Origin of the sequence: Paenibacillus sp. FSL K6-1122 (assembly GCF_037977015.1) — a bacterium.
Lineage (GTDB): Bacteria > Bacillota > Bacilli > Paenibacillales > Paenibacillaceae > Paenibacillus > Paenibacillus amylolyticus.
The window spans coordinates 6,313,894-6,330,237 of sequence record NZ_CP150272.1 but is presented as its reverse complement, the minus strand read 5'-3'; the positions used below and the strand labels follow the sequence as shown (position 1 = coordinate 6,330,237).

At 46.4% G+C, this 16,344-nt stretch carries 18 protein-coding genes and 1 other annotated feature; all 18 genes read left to right on the top strand.

Annotation, left to right across the window (positions count from 1 at the left end; translation table 11 throughout):
• Positions 1-65: 65 nt before the first annotated feature.
• The 18 genes from ispD to rpoB all read left to right on the top strand — a co-directional run bounded on the left by ispD (position 66) and on the right by rpoB (position 16,306).
• Positions 66-761 carry a 2-C-methyl-D-erythritol 4-phosphate cytidylyltransferase gene (gene ispD / locus NSQ20_RS28345; protein ID WP_340031258.1) on the top strand — a complete coding sequence of 232 codons (696 nt, stop codon included), beginning with the start codon at positions 66-68 and terminating at the stop codon, positions 759-761.
• Positions 758-1,234: a 2-C-methyl-D-erythritol 2,4-cyclodiphosphate synthase gene (gene ispF / locus NSQ20_RS28340; protein WP_340031257.1), complete on the top strand. Its 477-nt coding sequence runs from the start codon at positions 758-760 to the stop codon at positions 1,232-1,234. Before ispD ends, ispF begins: the two co-directional genes overlap by 4 nt.
• Before the next feature lie 33 nt (positions 1,235-1,267).
• Positions 1,268-2,725 carry a glutamate--tRNA ligase gene (gene gltX / locus NSQ20_RS28335; RefSeq protein ID WP_036607153.1) on the top strand — a complete coding sequence of 486 codons (1,458 nt, stop codon included), beginning with the start codon at positions 1,268-1,270 and terminating at the stop codon, positions 2,723-2,725.
• Positions 2,726-3,263: 538 nt separating this feature from the next.
• On the top strand, positions 3,264-3,923 hold the full coding sequence (gene cysE, locus NSQ20_RS28330; RefSeq protein WP_036607155.1) for a serine O-acetyltransferase: 660 nt from the start codon (positions 3,264-3,266) through the stop codon (positions 3,921-3,923).
• Positions 3,924-3,965: 42 nt separating this feature from the next.
• Entirely contained in the window at positions 3,966-5,366 is a 1,401-nt protein-coding gene (gene cysS, locus NSQ20_RS28325) for a cysteine--tRNA ligase (protein WP_340031256.1), read from the top strand.
• Positions 5,363-5,842, top strand: a complete 480-nt coding sequence (locus NSQ20_RS28320; protein ID WP_339195741.1) for a Mini-ribonuclease 3 — start codon at positions 5,363-5,365, stop codon at positions 5,840-5,842. Before cysS ends, NSQ20_RS28320 begins: the two co-directional genes overlap by 4 nt.
• A gap of 43 nt (positions 5,843-5,885) precedes the next feature.
• Positions 5,886-6,632: a 23S rRNA (guanosine(2251)-2'-O)-methyltransferase RlmB gene (gene rlmB, locus NSQ20_RS28315; protein WP_017692057.1), complete on the top strand. Its 747-nt coding sequence runs from the start codon at positions 5,886-5,888 to the stop codon at positions 6,630-6,632.
• 5 nt (positions 6,633-6,637) lie between these two features.
• Complete coding sequence (locus NSQ20_RS28310; RefSeq protein ID WP_036607162.1) at positions 6,638-7,159, top strand: NYN domain-containing protein; 522 nt, start codon at positions 6,638-6,640, stop codon at positions 7,157-7,159.
• Positions 7,160-7,330: 171 nt separating this feature from the next.
• Positions 7,331-7,975, top strand: coding sequence for an RNA polymerase sporulation sigma factor SigH (gene sigH, locus NSQ20_RS28305; RefSeq protein ID WP_017692059.1), 645 nt, complete (start codon positions 7,331-7,333; stop codon positions 7,973-7,975).
• 304 nt (positions 7,976-8,279) lie between these two features.
• Positions 8,280-8,429: a 50S ribosomal protein L33 gene (rpmG, locus tag NSQ20_RS28300; RefSeq protein ID WP_072735843.1), complete on the top strand. Its 150-nt coding sequence runs from the start codon at positions 8,280-8,282 to the stop codon at positions 8,427-8,429.
• Between the two features lie 17 nt (positions 8,430-8,446).
• Positions 8,447-8,638, top strand: a complete 192-nt coding sequence (gene secE / locus NSQ20_RS28295; protein ID WP_017692060.1) for a preprotein translocase subunit SecE — start codon at positions 8,447-8,449, stop codon at positions 8,636-8,638.
• 21 nt (positions 8,639-8,659) lie between these two features.
• Positions 8,660-9,193 carry a transcription termination/antitermination protein NusG gene (nusG, locus tag NSQ20_RS28290; RefSeq protein ID WP_036607165.1) on the top strand — a complete coding sequence of 178 codons (534 nt, stop codon included), beginning with the start codon at positions 8,660-8,662 and terminating at the stop codon, positions 9,191-9,193.
• A 68-nt stretch (positions 9,194-9,261) separates the two neighbouring features.
• Positions 9,262-9,687 (top strand): 50S ribosomal protein L11, encoded by a 426-nt coding sequence (rplK, locus tag NSQ20_RS28285; RefSeq protein WP_017692062.1) that lies wholly within the window; start codon positions 9,262-9,264, stop codon positions 9,685-9,687.
• Positions 9,688-9,781: 94 nt separating this feature from the next.
• Positions 9,782-10,474: a 50S ribosomal protein L1 gene (rplA, locus tag NSQ20_RS28280; RefSeq protein WP_017692063.1), complete on the top strand. Its 693-nt coding sequence runs from the start codon at positions 9,782-9,784 to the stop codon at positions 10,472-10,474.
• Positions 10,475-10,542: 68 nt separating this feature from the next.
• Positions 10,543-10,690: a sequence feature (ribosomal protein L10 leader region), on the top strand.
• A 23-nt stretch (positions 10,691-10,713) separates the two neighbouring features.
• On the top strand, positions 10,714-11,217 hold the full coding sequence (rplJ, locus tag NSQ20_RS28275) for a 50S ribosomal protein L10 (RefSeq protein ID WP_047841127.1): 504 nt from the start codon (positions 10,714-10,716) through the stop codon (positions 11,215-11,217).
• Between the two features lie 72 nt (positions 11,218-11,289).
• Positions 11,290-11,649, top strand: a complete 360-nt coding sequence (gene rplL, locus NSQ20_RS28270; RefSeq protein WP_017692065.1) for a 50S ribosomal protein L7/L12 — start codon at positions 11,290-11,292, stop codon at positions 11,647-11,649.
• A 96-nt stretch (positions 11,650-11,745) separates the two neighbouring features.
• Positions 11,746-12,366, top strand: coding sequence for a class I SAM-dependent methyltransferase (locus NSQ20_RS28265; RefSeq protein ID WP_036671575.1), 621 nt, complete (start codon positions 11,746-11,748; stop codon positions 12,364-12,366).
• Between the two features lie 394 nt (positions 12,367-12,760).
• Positions 12,761-16,306 carry a DNA-directed RNA polymerase subunit beta gene (rpoB, locus tag NSQ20_RS28260; protein ID WP_036671573.1) on the top strand — a complete coding sequence of 1,182 codons (3,546 nt, stop codon included), beginning with the start codon at positions 12,761-12,763 and terminating at the stop codon, positions 16,304-16,306.
• The last annotated feature ends 38 nt before the right edge of the window (positions 16,307-16,344 follow it).

Here is a 16,344-nt window from a genome sequence, read left to right as displayed (position 1 = left end):
TGTATCGTTGAATGATATTGTATATCTTTGGACGATAAACTGACAGACAAGGCAGGGATTGCGGCATGGATAAAGGGTGGGGCGTTGTCATTGTGGCAGCAGGTCGCGGAACCCGGATGGGGACGACCGAGAGCAAACAGTTTCTGTTGCTGCAGGACAAGCCCGTTTTCATACATACGCTTGAGGTATTTGCTGCGCTGGACGAGATCCGCGAGATGGTGCTGGTCACAGGAACCGCAGATGTTGAACGCTGCCAGGATTGGGTAAAAGAATACCAACTGGATTCACATGTCCGTGTTATCCCCGGAGGGAAAGAGAGACAACATTCTGTCCATAAAGGCCTTGAGGCACTTGGGACGGATTGGGTTCTCGTTCACGACGGGGTACGTCCTTTTGTGAACCATGAGCAGATCAAGGGATGCATGGCGGCCGCTATTTCCGGTGGTGGAGCAGCTGTGCTAGCGGTTCCCGTGAAGGATACGATCAAACAAGTGAATGCGGAAGGAGTCGTTACGGCGACGCCAGACCGCAGCAGTCTGTGGAGCATTCAAACCCCGCAGGCTTTTCGTCTTTCTTCCCTGCTCTCCGCCTACGAATCAGCTGAGCAGGACGGATTTCTGGGAACAGATGATGCCATGCTGGCTGAACGTCAGGGAATGTCGGTCAAGGTTGTGGAAGGCAATTATACCAATATCAAATTAACAACGCCGGAAGATTTGCAATATGCTGCGTTTTTGCTGGGGGGAGAGAAGAAGCGATGATACGTGTAGGACAGGGATTTGATGTACATCAGCTGGTAGAGGGACGCCCGTGTATTATTGGCGGAGTAACGATTCCTTATGAAAAAGGTCTGCTGGGTCACTCGGACGCAGACGTGCTGTTGCACGCGATCAGTGATGCCATTTTGGGTGCACTGGCACTTGGGGATATTGGCAAACACTTCCCGGATACCGATCCGGAATTCAAAGATGCCGACAGCCTGAAATTGCTGGAGCATGTATGGCAGCTTGTGAAGGATCGCGGGTATAAGCTAGGGAATATTGATTCAACGATTATTGCCCAGAAGCCAAAGATGGCTCCTTATATCCCACAGATGGCTGAGGTTATTGCCAAGGCACTAGAAGCGGATGTAACACTGGTGAACGTGAAAGCAACAACAACAGAGCAACTGGGATTCCCGGGACGGGGAGAGGGCATTGCCGCTCAATCCGTTGTTTGCCTTGTACGTGTGTGATATCATCAATCAATTAGTGACGGAGGGGATCATATGAGCACGGATATTCGTGTGCGTTACGCGCCGAGCCCAACGGGACACCTGCATATCGGGAATGCCCGTACGGCGTTGTTTAACTATTTATATGCCAAACATAATAACGGTAAATTCATTATTCGTATTGAAGATACGGACGTGAAGCGGAACATTGCCGGTGGTGAAGAAAGCCAACTGAAATACCTGAAATGGCTCGGAATTGAGTGGGATGAAAGTATTGACGTGGGCGGAGAATACGGACCATACCGTCAAACGGAACGTCTGGACCTCTATCGTAAATATACGCAGGAATTGCTGGATAAAGGTTTGGCTTACCGTTGCTTCTGCACGGAAGAAGAATTGGAGCAAGAGCGCGAGGAACAGTCCGCACGTGGAGAAACGCCGCGTTATTCTGGCAAACACCGTGACCTGACTCCAGAGCAAATTAGTGCGTTTGAAGCGGAAGGCCGCGTAGCGAGTATTCGTTTCCGTGTGCCGGAAGAGCGCACATATACGTTTGATGATATGGTTAAAGGCACAATCTCGTTCAACAGCAAGGAATCCGGTGACTTCGTCATTGTGAAAAAAGACGGCATTCCCACATACAACTATGCCGTTGCTGTGGATGATCACTTGATGAAGATCTCCCACGTCCTGCGTGGGGAAGATCACATCTCGAACACGCCGCGTCAACTGATGATCTATGAAGCGCTTGGCTGGGAGCCACCGCAATTCGGTCATATGACGTTGATCGTGAATGAAAATCACAAGAAGCTGAGTAAACGGGATGAGTCCGTTATCCAGTTTATTGAGCAGTATGATCAGCTCGGCTATTTGCCTGAAGCGATGTTTAACTTTATTTCCTTACTCGGCTGGTCGCCGGAAGGGGAAGAAGAGATCTTCTCGCAAGAGCAACTGATCTCCATTTTTGATACGAAACGTCTGTCCAAGAGCCCTGCGGTATTTGATACCCACAAGCTGGCGCACTTGAACAACCACTATATCAAACATGCTGACCCGGAACGTATTGCCGAAATGGCCATTCCGCATCTGCAAAAGGCTGGACGTATTTCTTCCGAGCTGTCTGCTGAACAAAAAGAATGGGCTTATACGCTGGTACACCTGTACCAAGAGCAGATGAATTCTGCCTCCGATATTGTCGAATTGTCGGAAGTATTCTTCCGTTCCAATCTGGAGCTTGAAAGTGAAGGAGAAGCAGTGCTTGCGGAGGAGCAGGTGCCAACTGTACTGAAGGCATTTGCGGATAAAGTACAGGCGAGCGAAGAGTTTACTCCAAGCAAAATGGCTGCATTGATCAAGGAAGTACAGAAAGAAACCGGCTTTAAGGGCAAACAGCTCTTTATGCCAATTCGTGTAGCCTTGACTGGACAGACGCATGGACGGGATTTGAACCAAACGATCGTGCTTCTGGGTCGTGATACGGTGATCGAACGTTTGCTTGCACAAGTAAAATAATCTTAGTCGAAGACATTCCGTTTATTTGGAATCTGAACACAGTCCTACGATGGATAGATTACGTAGGAGGCTGTTGTCAGTCTGAGGCCTTTTCGCTATAATAACAACACAACGAATAATTGATATGATTTATCTAATAGAACAGCAAAGATCGGGAGGAGTAGACTGACCCGGACAGATTCAGAGAGGATGGTCCCGTAGCAAAGAGAGATTTCTTTGGATGCGGTGGCTGTGAACCATCCACTGTCCATCAGTCGAAATGCGCCCGTGAGCTGCACAGCCGAATCCGGCCCCGCCTTTGTCGATCATGACATGGGAAAACGTTAGGATAGGTTGTGACGATTGGTTTCCGTTACCAAACCGCTTGAGGGCTCATTCTATTTAAGAATGGACCGAGCAGAGTGGGACCGCGATAAACGCCTCTGCAGCTAAATGCTGCAGGGGCGTTTTTTTGTTTAGGCGAGTGTGCAGTACACTACCAAGGAACGCGCCGTCCGGTAAGCCGGAGGACGGGAACCTGAACAAGAGGGGAACGAGCATGTTCAAGAAGATCAGATCAGATATCCAGGCGGTGTTTGAAAACGATCCGGCGGCCCGAGGTTGGTTTGAGGTGGTATTCACCTACTCAGGGCTGCATGCGATATGGGCACACCGGATCGCTCATTTTTTATACAAGCGAAGATGGTTCTCGGTTGCCCGATTCATTTCGCAGGTTAGCCGTTTTATGACAGGAATCGAGATACATCCTGGAGCTACGATCGGAAATCGGTTGTTTATTGACCACGGAATGGGCGTCGTTATTGGAGAAACATGTGAGATTGGCGATGATGTCGTGATCTATCAGGGGGTTACCCTGGGCGGAACAGGGAAAGAAAAAGGAAAGAGACATCCGACCATTGGTAATAATGTGGTTATCTCATCCGGAGCCAAGGTGCTGGGTTCATTTAGCGTGGGGGATCAGTGTAACATTGGTGCGAACTCCGTTGTGCTTAAGGAGGTCCCTTCCAATAGTACCGTGGTAGGTATACCGGGTAGAATTGTTAAACAGGATGGCCGACGGGTAGATCGCCTCAGTCAGCAATTGCCCGATCCAGTCGTTGACTCCTTGCGCGGTATGCAAAAAGAACTCGAACGATTGCAGGAAGAAGTACGTACACTGCAAAATGCCCGTGAAAATGAGACTGTGCGTGATACGTGATACAATAAATAAAGGCAGTATAGGATGAAAGGATAAGTGACCATGACGCTTCAGATTTATAATACGATGAGTCGTACCAAAGAGGAATTTGTTCCCCAAGAGCCAGGGAAAGTGAAAATGTATGTCTGCGGACCAACGGTATATGACTACATTCATATCGGGAATGCACGCCCGGTTATCTTTTTCGATACGGTTCGTGGATACCTGGAACAGACAGGACATGATGTGAACTATGTGGTGAACTTCACGGATGTGGACGATAAGTTGATTCGCAAAGCAGAACAACTTGGAACAGACGTTCCTCACGTGGCTGAGAAATTTATTGCTGCCTATTATGAAGACATTGAGGGATTGGGTATTCCCAAGGCAAGCAGCAATCCGAGAGTAACGGAAAACATGCCGCTGATCATTGATTTTATCCGTGAGCTGGTTGAAAAAGGATTTGCGTATGAAAATGGCGGTGACGTCTATTATCACACAGGCAAATTCAGCGAATATGGCAAACTTTCGAAACAAAACCTGCAGGAGCTGCAATTTGGAATCCGTGTGGGTGTGGACGAGCGCAAAGAGCATCCCGAAGATTTTGTGCTCTGGAAGGCTGCAAAACCAGGTGAAATCTATTGGTCCAGTCCTTGGGGCGATGGTCGACCAGGGTGGCATATTGAGTGCTCCGCCATGGCTAGGGAGTACCTTGGGGATACACTGGACATTCACGGGGGTGGACAGGATTTGCAGTTCCCGCACCATGAGTGCGAATGCGCCCAATCCGAGGTATTAACAGGTAAACCACTTGCGAACTACTGGATGCATAATGGATTCATCCGGATTGATAACGAGAAGATGTCGAAATCACTCGGTAATGGAGTTCTGGTTAAAGACTTGCGGAATCAATATAAACGCGAAGCGATTCGTTATTTCATGTTGTCTACCCACTATCGCAATCCATTGAACTTCACGGATGATACGATGGAGCAGGCACAGAACAGTGTGGACCGGATTGCAAATGCGGTAGGTAACCTGAACCATCGTCTGAATGCAGTAACTGTTGATCAGGACATCACAGCAGAGTTTGCGGCAAGACTCGACCAAATTCGTCAGCAGTATCACGAGAAGATGCAGGATGATTTCAATACTCCTGATGCAATTACTGCGATGTTTGAGTGGGCAGCGGAAGCCAACCAACTGTTGCAACAAGAAGTGGTTAATGCGGCAGACATTCGCGCACTCCTCGAGTTGTTCAGTGAATTGAATGCTGTACTGCGCATTTATACTGACGCAGAGCCAGAACTTCTGGATGAGGAAGTAGAACGTCTGATTGAAGAGCGTGTAGAAGCGCGCAAGTCCAAAAACTGGGCAAGAGCGGATGAAATTCGCGATGAATTGTCTGCACGTGGCATTCTGCTTGAAGATACGGCGCAGGGCATGAGATGGCGGCGCAAATGAGCGAAGGACATCCAAATACACCAAAACAACAGGACCAGGTCACAGAGGGAGGGTGGTTCCCTTATCCTCCTTCCAGACCTGCGAGGTTGATTCCACCTATTGCACTGGCCTATATTGGTGATGCGGTATATGAGGTAGCTGTTCGTCAATATCTGTTGTCGAAGGCAAACATGCGTCCCAATCATTTGCACCGTAGTGCAACCGGGTTGGTATCAGCGAAGGCACAGAGCCGCATACTTACAACGATTGAGGATGAACTGACAGAGGAAGAACGGGATATCGTCCGGCAAGGGCGGAATGCCAAGTCGGGTAGTGTACCCAAAAATGCAGATGTATTGGAGTACAGACATGCTACGGCTTTTGAATGTCTCATTGGTTACCTCTATAGCAGTGGTCATCATGATCGCATGATTGAACTGATCGGGCTTGGCATTGAGCACGCGGAACAACAATCGCCATCGTCGACAAAAAAATAGAAATTTCAACAAAACAATGCATTACAGAGAGGATCGAACAACGATGGAAGAAGAATGGATCGCCGGTAAACACTCCGTGACGGAGGCGCTGCGTTCAGGCCGGACCATTAATAAAATATGGATTGCCGATACAGCACAGAAACATCTGACTCAACCTATTATCTCGGAAGCTAAAAAACTAGGTATTGTCATTCAACACGTGGACAAGCGTAAGCTGGATCAAACGGTACCAGGCATTCAGCATCAGGGGGTAGTTGCTCAAGCAGCACCTTACGCTTATGTGGAGGTAGAAGACATTCTTGCCGCAGCAAAAGCGAAGAATGAGCATCCTTTCCTGATTCTGCTGGATGAGATTGAAGATCCTCATAACCTGGGGTCTATTTTGCGGACAGCAGATTGCACGGGTGCGCATGGCGTCATTGTACCGAAACGTCGCTCGGCAGCGGTAACCGTGACAGTATCCAAAACATCAGCAGGTGCTGTGGAGTACGTGCCAGTGGCTCGTGTAAGTAATCTTGGTCAGACCATCGATCGCCTCAAAGAGGAAGGTGTATGGGTTGTAGGGACAGATGTCACCGCTCACGAAGGTGTCTTTGGTAATGGAGTCTTTACTGGCCCTGTGGCATTGGTAATCGGAAATGAGAACAAGGGAATGGGACGACTTATTCGTGAGAAATGCGATGTGCTGATCAAACTACCAATGCAAGGTCAGATTAATTCCCTGAATGCTTCCGTGGCAGCCGGGGTTGTCATGTACGAAGTGCTCCGCTCGCGTCAAGCGCAGGAATAGAAGGTATGGCTGATTCCCGTGATGTGCTTCTTGTAGACGGGTACAACATGATTGGCGACTGGCCGGAATTAACCAAACTGGCGGAAAGTGGGCTCGAAGAGGCACGTAACAGGCTTCTCTTTCGTCTTGCAGACTACCAGGCTTTCTCCGGCCGTCGAGTCATTGTTGTGTTTGACGCCTACCTCGTGCCTGGACTCGGTAAATCCTTTACTCAGAGCAAAGTGCAGATCTATTTTACAAAGGAAAAAGAGACGGCAGACGAATGCATTGAGAGACTCGTTCGGGAACTAAGCATGCGAAGACGCCAAATCTATGTGGCTACGAGCGATATGGTAGAGCAACATGTCATTTTTGGACAGGGAGCGCTACGTGTATCTGCAAGGGAGTTGCTAATTGAAGTTGAGCAGAACGAAAAAGAATTAAAAAAACGACTGGAAGAAGATCAGGCGAAGACCACGCGTAACACACTCGGGGGTAAGTTAAGTCCCGATGTATTGAAAGAGTTTGAGCGATGGCGCCGGGAATAACAGCACGTTTTTACAAAATTTAGAATATTGAAACTCTTGACATTTATGTTATTGATGTTCTTTTTTAGGCAGAGCGTGGTTGACGGTGTGAGGTACCATCATATATACTGATCCTATATTTCATAGAGTAGAGTAACGGGGTACCTTGCGTTGCAGCCGGAGGGATTGTCTGTGAGTGTCGACCTCAAAGATATCATGTTATCTAAGTATGATTACCAAAGTGACGAAGACATTGTCGAAGCTTTCCGTGAAGGCGAAAGCGAAGCGTTAGAGTTTCTAATTAACAAATATCGTAACTTTGTACGCGCCAAGGCAAGATCTTATTTTCTGATTGGGGCAGACCGGGAAGATATTATTCAAGAAGGAATGATTGGCCTCTACAAATCCATTCGAGATTTCAAAGGGGACAAACTGGCTTCGTTCAAGGCTTTTGCCGAACTGTGTATTACAAGACAGATCATCACGGCGATTAAGACAGCAACACGTCAGAAACATATTCCGCTTAATTCTTATGTATCTCTGGACAAGCCTATTTATGACGAAGAGTCTGATCGTACGTTACTCGATGTGATTTGTGGAACCCAGGTCAGTGATCCGGAAGAACTTATCATCAATCAGGAAGAGTTTGTGGGCCTGGAAGATAAAATGTCCGAGATTCTGAGTGATCTGGAACGTAAAGTATTGATGTTGTATCTGGACGGGAGATCTTATCAAGAGATTGCAGTAGATTTGGACAGACATGTGAAGTCCATTGATAATGCACTTCAGCGCGTCAAGCGCAAACTTGAAAAGTACCTGGAAGTTCGAGATAATTAAACACATGTTGTCGTTGACGGAAAAGGCTCGGTGTTTGAGTCTTTTTTTAGTGTCTCAAGTTTATAAAATCTAAGAATGTTTATACTAGTAATCGCTCGGTCCAAGCAGGAGAAGAGAAAAACAGAGATGAGAAACGAATGTACGTTGTAAGGAAGTAATACCCAATGAATGAAAGACTATTCTTTCATTGACATGGTTATACCCTTGTGATAAAGTGTTTTAGGTAGGCCTAAATTTATGGCTTTTTTTCAGGATCAATTTAGAGACTCTGCTTGAATGTGGAAGTCTTCGGGAGGTGTACATCATGCGGGTAATTATTACTTTGGCTTGTACTAACTGCAAACAAAGAAATTACACTACGACAAAAAACAAGCGTAATCACCCCGACCGCATGGAGATGAAGAAATTTTGCAAGTTTTGTAACGAGCAGACTTCTCATCGCGAAACCAGATAGTTTTTGGAGGTGTCGGCGTGAAACGAAGTTTCAAATCTCTGATTTCCTTTTTCTCAGAAAGCTGGGCTGAACTTAAAAAAGTTCGCTGGCCTAATCGTAAAGAGCTGACCAACTACACATTGATCGTACTTGGTACTGTTGTGGTTATGACGCTGTTTTTTTGGGTCATTGACATTGGCATCTCCTTTGTGATCGAAGCGATTATTTAAGAAGGGTTCCGGTGGCTTGATATGGAAAAAAGATGGTACGTCGTTCATACCTATTCAGGGTATGAGAACAAGGTCAAAGCCAATTTGGAAAAACGCGTAGAGTCTATGGGCATGGAAGACAAGATATTCCGCGTTCTTGTTCCTATGGAAGAAGAAGTGGTAAACAAGGACGGTAAGAAAAAAACCGTTATGCGTAAAGTTTACCCCGGTTATGTCTTGGTGGAAATGGTACAGACGGATGATTCTTGGTATGTTGTTCGCAACACACCAGGGGTTACAGGATTTGTCGGTTCGACAGGTTCTGGGTCCAAACCAACTGCATTGTTGCCTGAAGAAGTGGAACAAATTCTGAAGCACATGGGAATGGTTGAACCTAAGCCGAAAATTGAGTTCGATATTAAGGAATCCGTGCGTATTAAAGTCGGTCCTTTTGCGAATTTCGTAGGCTCCGTGGAAGAGATTTTGGTAGAGAAAAGCAAGTTGAAAGTGCACGTGAACATGTTTGGACGGGAAACACCGCTTGAGTTGGAATACACGCAAGTGGAGAAGATATAGTTTCTTCAAGTTTCTTGTGGGAGGGTTGAAAAACCCGTTAACCACTATTTTGCAAGGAGGTGTCAATCATGGCGAAAAAAGTTATTAAAATGGTAAAACTGCAGATTCCAGCAGGTAAAGCAAACCCAGCACCACCAGTCGGTCCAGCTTTGGGTCAAGCAGGTGTCAACATCATGGCATTCTGTAAAGAATTCAACGCTCGTACAGCTGATCAAGCGGGATTGATTATTCCAGTTGAAATTTCTGTATTCGAGGACCGTTCCTTTACTTTCATCACTAAAACTCCACCAGCAGCAGTTCTGTTGAAAGTGGCAGCTAAAGTTGAAAAAGGATCAGGCGAACCGAATAAGAAAAAAGTTGCTACTGTTAAACGTGATGCGGTACGTCAAATCGCAGAAACAAAAATGCCTGACCTGAATGCAGCAGACGTTGAGTCCGCTATGCGTATGGTCGAAGGTACTGCCCGCAGCATGGGTATCACCATCGAAGACTAATTTTCATAAGAAACATGGCTTCGTAAAACCGGTCGATTCGCGACCGGTTGATGTGGGAGGTATATCCGCTAACACCACAAAGGAGGAATAAAACATGGCTAAACACGGTAAAAAATACCTGGAAGCTGCTAAGCTGATTGACAGCGAAGCAACTTACGAGCCTTCAGAAGCTGTAGAGCTTGTGAAAAAGGCAGCTACTGCAAAATTCGATGAAACAATCGAAGCAGCAGTTCGTTTGGGTGTAGACCCTCGTAAGCAAGACCAGGCTGTACGTGGTGTTGTTGTCTTGCCACACGGCACAGGTAAAACACAACGCGTATTGGTATTTGCAAAAGGTGACAAAGCGAAAGAAGCGGAAGCGGCTGGCGCGGACTATGTTGGTGATGCAGACATGATCAACAAAATCCAACAAGGCTGGTTCGAATTCGACGTCTGCGTAGCGACACCAGATATGATGAGTGAAGTAGGTAAATTGGGCCGACTGCTCGGCGGTAAAGGTCTGATGCCTAACCCTAAAGCCGGAACGGTAACTTTCGATGTAACTAAGGCTGTTCAAGAAATTAAAGCCGGTAAAATCGAATATCGTCTGGATCGTGCAGGTCAAATTCATGCACCGATTGGTAAAGCTTCTTTCTCTTCTGAGCAACTTAATGAGAACTTCAAAGCTCTCATGGAAGCTCTGAATCGTGCTAAACCAGCGGCAGCAAAAGGTGTTTATCTGAAGAATGTTAGTCTTTCTTCCACGATGGGCCCTGGCGCACGCGTGAACGCAGCAGCTTTTAGATAATATCTCTTGACAGGCTTGTCCTGTTTTTGATAAGATATAAAAGTTGTGAGTCCGAGTGACTGACCGTTGACATTTGAATATGCTTGCCGTAGACAGTAGGTGCCATTTGGCTTAATTTCCTGCCGAGGTGTGATTATAGAACTTAGAACGATGCAAATCGATGATGAGTATATATCAAGCCTTCGTGATTCTACGGAGGCTTTTCTTAATGGGATAAATTTGATCAGGAGGTGTACAGATTGGCAAACGCAAAAGTGATTCAAGCAAAACAAGAATCCGTTGATGCAGTAACAGCAAAATTGCGCGAGAGCGTTACAACTGTTGTTGTTGACTATCGCGGATTGAACGTTGCCCAAGTAACTGAGTTGCGTAAGCAACTTCGTGAAGCAGGGATCGAATTCCAAGTGCTGAAAAACTCGTTGCTTCGCCGTGCAGCTGCAGCAGCAGAACTGACAGAACTTGAAAATGTTCTTACAGGTCCTACTGCAATTGCATTCAGCGTAGATGACGTTGTGGCTCCAGCTAAAATTCTGAACGACTTCGCGAAAAAGAACGATGCACTGGAATTGAAAGGTGCAGTCGTAGAAGGTCGCGTAATCGGAGTAGAAGAAGTTAAGGCATTGGCAGAACTGCCATCCCGCGATGGACTCCTCTCCATGCTCCTCAGCGTGCTTCAAGCGCCAGTGCGCAACTTCGCGCTTGCGGTTAAAGCAGTTGCAGAAAAAGAAGAACAAGGCGCGTAAGCAACTTGATCTGAATGCTGCTTAGGCGGCAAATGAATTAAAAAAAATAATATTATATATGGAGGTTCACTCATGAGTAAAGAGCAAATCTTGGAAGCAATCAAAGGCATGACTGTACTGGAATTGAACGATCTTGTTAAAGCAATCGAAGAAGAATTCGGCGTAACTGCTGCAGCTCCAGTAGCTGCTGCAGGTGCAGTAGCTTCTGCTGAAGCTGAGCAATCCGAGTTCGACGTAATCTTGACTAGCGCTGGTGCTTCCAAAATCAACGTTATCAAAGCAGTTCGCGAAATCACAGGTCTTGGCCTGAAAGAAGCAAAAGAATTGGTTGACAACGCTCCAAAAGCATTGAAAGAAAAAGTTGCTAAAGAAGAAGCAGAAGCGGTTAAAGCTAAGCTTGAAGAAGCTGGCGCTTCAGTTGAAGTTAAATAATTTAGCTATTACAAGCTAAATGAACAAAACAACAAACCCCTTGACATATATCAAGGGGTTTGTTGCTGTAATTGTAAATGGAAAGTGAGTGAGGGCATGTCCAATCATTATTATTCGGACAAACCACAAGTGGCGCATGATCGCAGAGCAACTGAAGTGGTTCTTCGCGGATTCAGTCTGCGATTCGTGACGGATGCCGGTGTGTTTTCCAAAAACGGAATCGATTATGGCAGCAGAGTATTGATTGATGCGATAGAGTTGCCATCAGGGGCTCATGTTCTCGATGTGGGCTGTGGATACGGGCCCATGGGTCTTACAGCAGCCAAACTTGTACCGGATGGGCATGTCACCATGATCGATATCAACGAGAGAGCCGTTGAACTTTCCAGGGAAAATGCAAAAGCGAACGGAATTAACAATGTTACGGTATTGCAAAGTAATCTACTGGCTGAAGTAAAAAAGCAAGATTTTGACGTTATCCTAACCAACCCGCCTATACGGGCTGGGAAAGAGACGGTTCATACTATTTTCGAACAGGCACATCGCCATCTGAAGGTAGGCGGTTCGTTGTGGATTGTCATTCAGAAGAAACAAGGAGCCCCGTCAGCGAAAGCAAAATTGGAATCTTTGTTTGGAAGAGTGGAAGAAGTGACGAAGGATAAAGGCTATCGGATTTTCAAAGCGGTGAAATCGGAAGAGGTATCTACTAAAAGCTGAATCCGAGTTTGTAAAGTAAGCAGGGGATCATTTTTTTTGCAATAGGACTATTGACTTGAAATTCAGGTCGTGGTATAGTTGTAAAATGTCAGTATTAAGATGCCCTACTTGGCTTTAGCTAACTAAAAATGTCAACCTTTTTTTACGCCGAACGGGCTTATTATGCCTACGTTTGGCGTATAATATGTACATTTTGGGCAAACTGGGGATAAGAATGATTTGGAAAGACATCCGCCGATCAAAGTTGCTCTTTTTTCGAACGACATTTCGAGTAAGGGCTTTTCTTTATTTGTGGATGCATTGCTTTGCTCTGTATGTGTACCATTATAAGGTTACAAACAGAGGTTCGCAACGAAATTTTTAAAGTGAGTAGACATTGAGGGGTGAGTTTAAGTTGGCAGGACATCTTGTTCAATATGGTCGACGCACTCGGCGCAGTTATGCACGAATTAACGAGATACTCGAAGTTCCGAACCTGATTGAAATCCAACAAAAATCCTATGATTGGTTTTTGGAGGAAGGGTTGCGCGAAATGTTCCAGGATATCTCGCCGATCCAGGATTTTACAGGTAACTTGATTTTGGAATTTATCGATTACAGTCTCGGTGAACCGAAGTATACAGTAGACGACGCAAAAGAGCGTGACGTTACGTATGCAGCACCGCTTCGGGTCAAAGTCCGGCTCATTAATAAGGAAACCGGCGAAGTCAAAGAGCAGGAAGTATTCATGGGAGATTTCCCGCTGATGACCAACACGGGCACATTTATTATTAATGGTGCGGAACGGGTTATTGTCAGCCAGTTGGTTCGCTCTCCTAGCGTTTACTTCAGTACCAAAGTAGATAAAAACGCCAAAAAAACGTATACCGCTACAGTTATTCCTAACCGCGGCGCTTGGTTGGAACTGGAGATGGACGCGAAGGATGTTGTTTATGTCCGGATCGACCGTACACGTAAAATACCGGTTACGGTTCTCCTGCGTTCACTTGGTTTTGGCACAGATGCTGAGATTCTGGATCTGCTCGGTAATGACGAATATATCCGCAACACACTGGACAAAGACAACACGGATTCCACGGAGAAAGCACTCATTGAGATCTATGAGCGTCTTCGTCCGGGCGAGCCTCCAACGCTTGATAATGCGAAAAGCTTGCTCGTAGCACGTTTCTTTGATCCAAAACGTTATGACCTGGCTAATGTAGGTCGTTACAAAATGAACAAAAAGCTTCACATCAAAAACCGTTTGTTTAACCAGCGTTTGGCTGAATCACTTGTTGACGCTGAAACAGGCGAGATTATTGCTGAAGCAGGTCAAATGGTGGATCGTCGCTTGTTGGATGAAATCATGCCGTATCTTGAGAAGAGCGTTGGTTTCCGCACGTATCACGTGGGTAACGGTGTTCTGGATGCTAATGATGTTCCTATGCAAACGATCGATGTATTTTCACCAACAGAAGATGGTAAAGTAGTCAAACTGATTGCCAATGGAATCATTGACAAGTCCGTTAAAAACGTGACGCCGGCGGATATCATTTCGTCCATCAGTTATTTCCTTAACCTTCTGCAGGGAATTGGTAGCACGGATGATATTGACCATCTGGGTAACCGTCGTTTGCGTTCGGTGGGTGAACTCCTGCAGAACCAGTTCCGTATTGGTTTGTCCCGTATGGAGCGTGTGGTTCGTGAGAGAATGTCCATTCAGGATGCTAACGTAATTACACCACAGGCCTTGATTAACATACGTCCTGTTATTGCATCCATTAAAGAGTTCTTTGGTAGCTCTCAGCTGTCACAGTTTATGGATCAAACGAACCCGCTGGGTGAGTTGACACATAAACGTCGTTTGTCCGCACTCGGACCCGGTGGTTTGACGCGTGAGCGCGCAGGTATGGAAGTGCGTGACGTCCATCCATCCCACTATGGCCGTATGTGTCCAATCGAGACGCCAGAGGGACCAAACATCGGTTTGATCAACTCCTTGTCTACGTTCGCCCGTGTGAATGAATATGGCTTTATTGAAGCTCCATATCGTTGGGTTGATCCGAAGACAGGTATTGTAACCGAGCAAATTGATTACCTGACAGCGGACGAAGAGGACAACTATGTTATCGCGCAAGCGAATGCGAAGCTGAATGAAGATAGTACATTTGAAGAAGAAGCGATCATTGTACGTTATAACAAACAGTCGGATAACATCCTTACGATGCCGAGTGAGCGCGTTGACTACATGGACGTATCTCCTAAGCAAGTTGTATCCGTCGCTACAGCGCTTATTCCGTTCCTTGAGAACGATGACTCCAACCGTGCGCTCATGGGATCAAACATGCAGCGGCAGGCCGTTCCACTTTTGATTCCTAAAGCACCACTTGTGGGAACAGGTATGGAACACAAAGCCGCGAAAGATTCCGGTGTATGTATTGTCTCCGATTATGACGGAATTATTGAACGATCTACTGCGAACGAGATTTGGGTCCGTCGTGTTGAAGAAGTGGACGGTCAGGAAGTTAAAGGCGATATCGTTAAATATAAATTACACAAATTTATGCGTTCGAACCAAGGAACATGCATTAACCAGCGTCCGATTGTTAAAAGAGGTGCCGCTGTCAAAGCTGGCGATATCCTCGCTGATGGTCCTTCAACGGAAATGGGTGAATTGGCTCTGGGACGTAACGTTGTTGTTGCCTTCATGACTTGGGAAGGTTACAACTACGAGGATGCGATCTTGCTCAGTGAAAAACTCGTTAAGGAAGATGTATACACATCCATCCATATCGAGGAGTATGAGTCAGAAGCACGTGATACCAAGCTTGGACCTGAAGAGATCACACGTGATATCCCTAACGTTGGGGAAGAAGCGTTGCGTAACTTGGATGAGCGCGGTATTATCCGCATCGGTGCTGAGATCAGTGCTGGCGACATTCTGGTTGGTAAAGTAACACCTAAGGGTGTAACAGAGCTGACAGCAGAAGAACGTCTCTTGCATGCGATCTTTGGTGAGAAAGCACGTGAAGTACGTGATACTTCCTTGCGTGTACCACATGGTACTGACGGTATCGTAGTAGACGTGAAAGTATTTACCCGTGAAAACGGTGATGAGCTGCCTCCAGGTGTTAACCAACTCGTTCGTGTATATATCGCTCAAAAACGGAAAATTTCCGAGGGTGATAAAATGGCCGGACGTCACGGTAACAAAGGGGTCGTGGCCCGCATCTTGCCGGAAGAAGATATGCCTTTCCTGCCAGACGGTACACCGGTTCAGATCGTTCTTAACCCACTGGGCGTACCTTCCCGGATGAATATCGGTCAAGTACTCGAGGTTCACTTGGGTATGGCGGCGATGCAACTGGGTATTCACGTAGCAACTCCTGTATTCGACGGAGCGAAGGAGTATGACGTCTTCGATACGATGGAAGAAGCGGGTATGCAACGTAATGGTAAAACTGTCCTGTATGATGGTCGTACAGGTGAAGAGTTTGAACGTGAAGTTACCGTAGGTGTCATGCACATGATCAAACTGGCACACATGGTTGATGATAAAATCCATGCCCGTTCCACGGGTCCTTACTCACTTGTTACGCAACAGCCATTGGGCGGTAAAGCCCAATTTGGTGGACAGCGTTTCGGGGAGATGGAAGTATGGGCGCTTGAGGCATACGGTGCTGCTTATACGCTGCAAGAAATCTTGACTGTTAAATCCGATGACGTTGTTGGTCGGGTTAAAACGTATGAATCCATTGTCAAAGGTGAGAATGTTCCGGAACCAGGTGTTCCTGAATCATTCAAAGTATTGATCAAAGAGCTGCAAAGCTTGGGTATGGACGTTAAGATTTTGAGTGAAGATGAGCAAGAGATTGAAATGAGAGAAATGGACGATGAAGATGACGCTGCGAGCGATAAGCTCAGCCTCAACCTTGAGGGTACAGAGGTCGGAGCGGAATAAACCGCTTCGAGCGCATGATGACCGGCGTTTTTCATCAG

What these genes read in the sequence shown, in the direction of transcription:
- NSQ20_RS28265 (WP_036671575.1), top strand. Translation starts at nt 11,746, where the DNA reads ATGTCCAATCATTATTATTCGGACAAACCACAAGTGGCGCATGATCGC.
- NSQ20_RS28320 (WP_339195741.1), top strand. Translation starts at nt 5,363, where the DNA reads ATGAGCGAAGGACATCCAAATACACCAAAACAACAGGACCAGGTCACA.
- rplK (WP_017692062.1), top strand. Translation starts at nt 9,262, where the DNA reads ATGGCGAAAAAAGTTATTAAAATGGTAAAACTGCAGATTCCAGCAGGT.
- rplA (WP_017692063.1), top strand. Translation starts at nt 9,782, where the DNA reads ATGGCTAAACACGGTAAAAAATACCTGGAAGCTGCTAAGCTGATTGAC.
- NSQ20_RS28310 (WP_036607162.1), top strand. Translation starts at nt 6,638, where the DNA reads ATGGCTGATTCCCGTGATGTGCTTCTTGTAGACGGGTACAACATGATT.
- rlmB (WP_017692057.1), top strand. Translation starts at nt 5,886, where the DNA reads ATGGAAGAAGAATGGATCGCCGGTAAACACTCCGTGACGGAGGCGCTG.
- gltX (WP_036607153.1), top strand. Translation starts at nt 1,268, where the DNA reads ATGAGCACGGATATTCGTGTGCGTTACGCGCCGAGCCCAACGGGACAC.
- cysS (WP_340031256.1), top strand. Translation starts at nt 3,966, where the DNA reads ATGACGCTTCAGATTTATAATACGATGAGTCGTACCAAAGAGGAATTT.
- ispD (WP_340031258.1), top strand. Translation starts at nt 66, where the DNA reads ATGGATAAAGGGTGGGGCGTTGTCATTGTGGCAGCAGGTCGCGGAACC.
- rpmG (WP_072735843.1), top strand. Translation starts at nt 8,280, where the DNA reads ATGCGGGTAATTATTACTTTGGCTTGTACTAACTGCAAACAAAGAAAT.
- rplL (WP_017692065.1), top strand. Translation starts at nt 11,290, where the DNA reads ATGAGTAAAGAGCAAATCTTGGAAGCAATCAAAGGCATGACTGTACTG.
- ispF (WP_340031257.1), top strand. Translation starts at nt 758, where the DNA reads ATGATACGTGTAGGACAGGGATTTGATGTACATCAGCTGGTAGAGGGA.
- cysE (WP_036607155.1), top strand. Translation starts at nt 3,264, where the DNA reads ATGTTCAAGAAGATCAGATCAGATATCCAGGCGGTGTTTGAAAACGAT.
- nusG (WP_036607165.1), top strand. Translation starts at nt 8,660, where the DNA reads ATGGAAAAAAGATGGTACGTCGTTCATACCTATTCAGGGTATGAGAAC.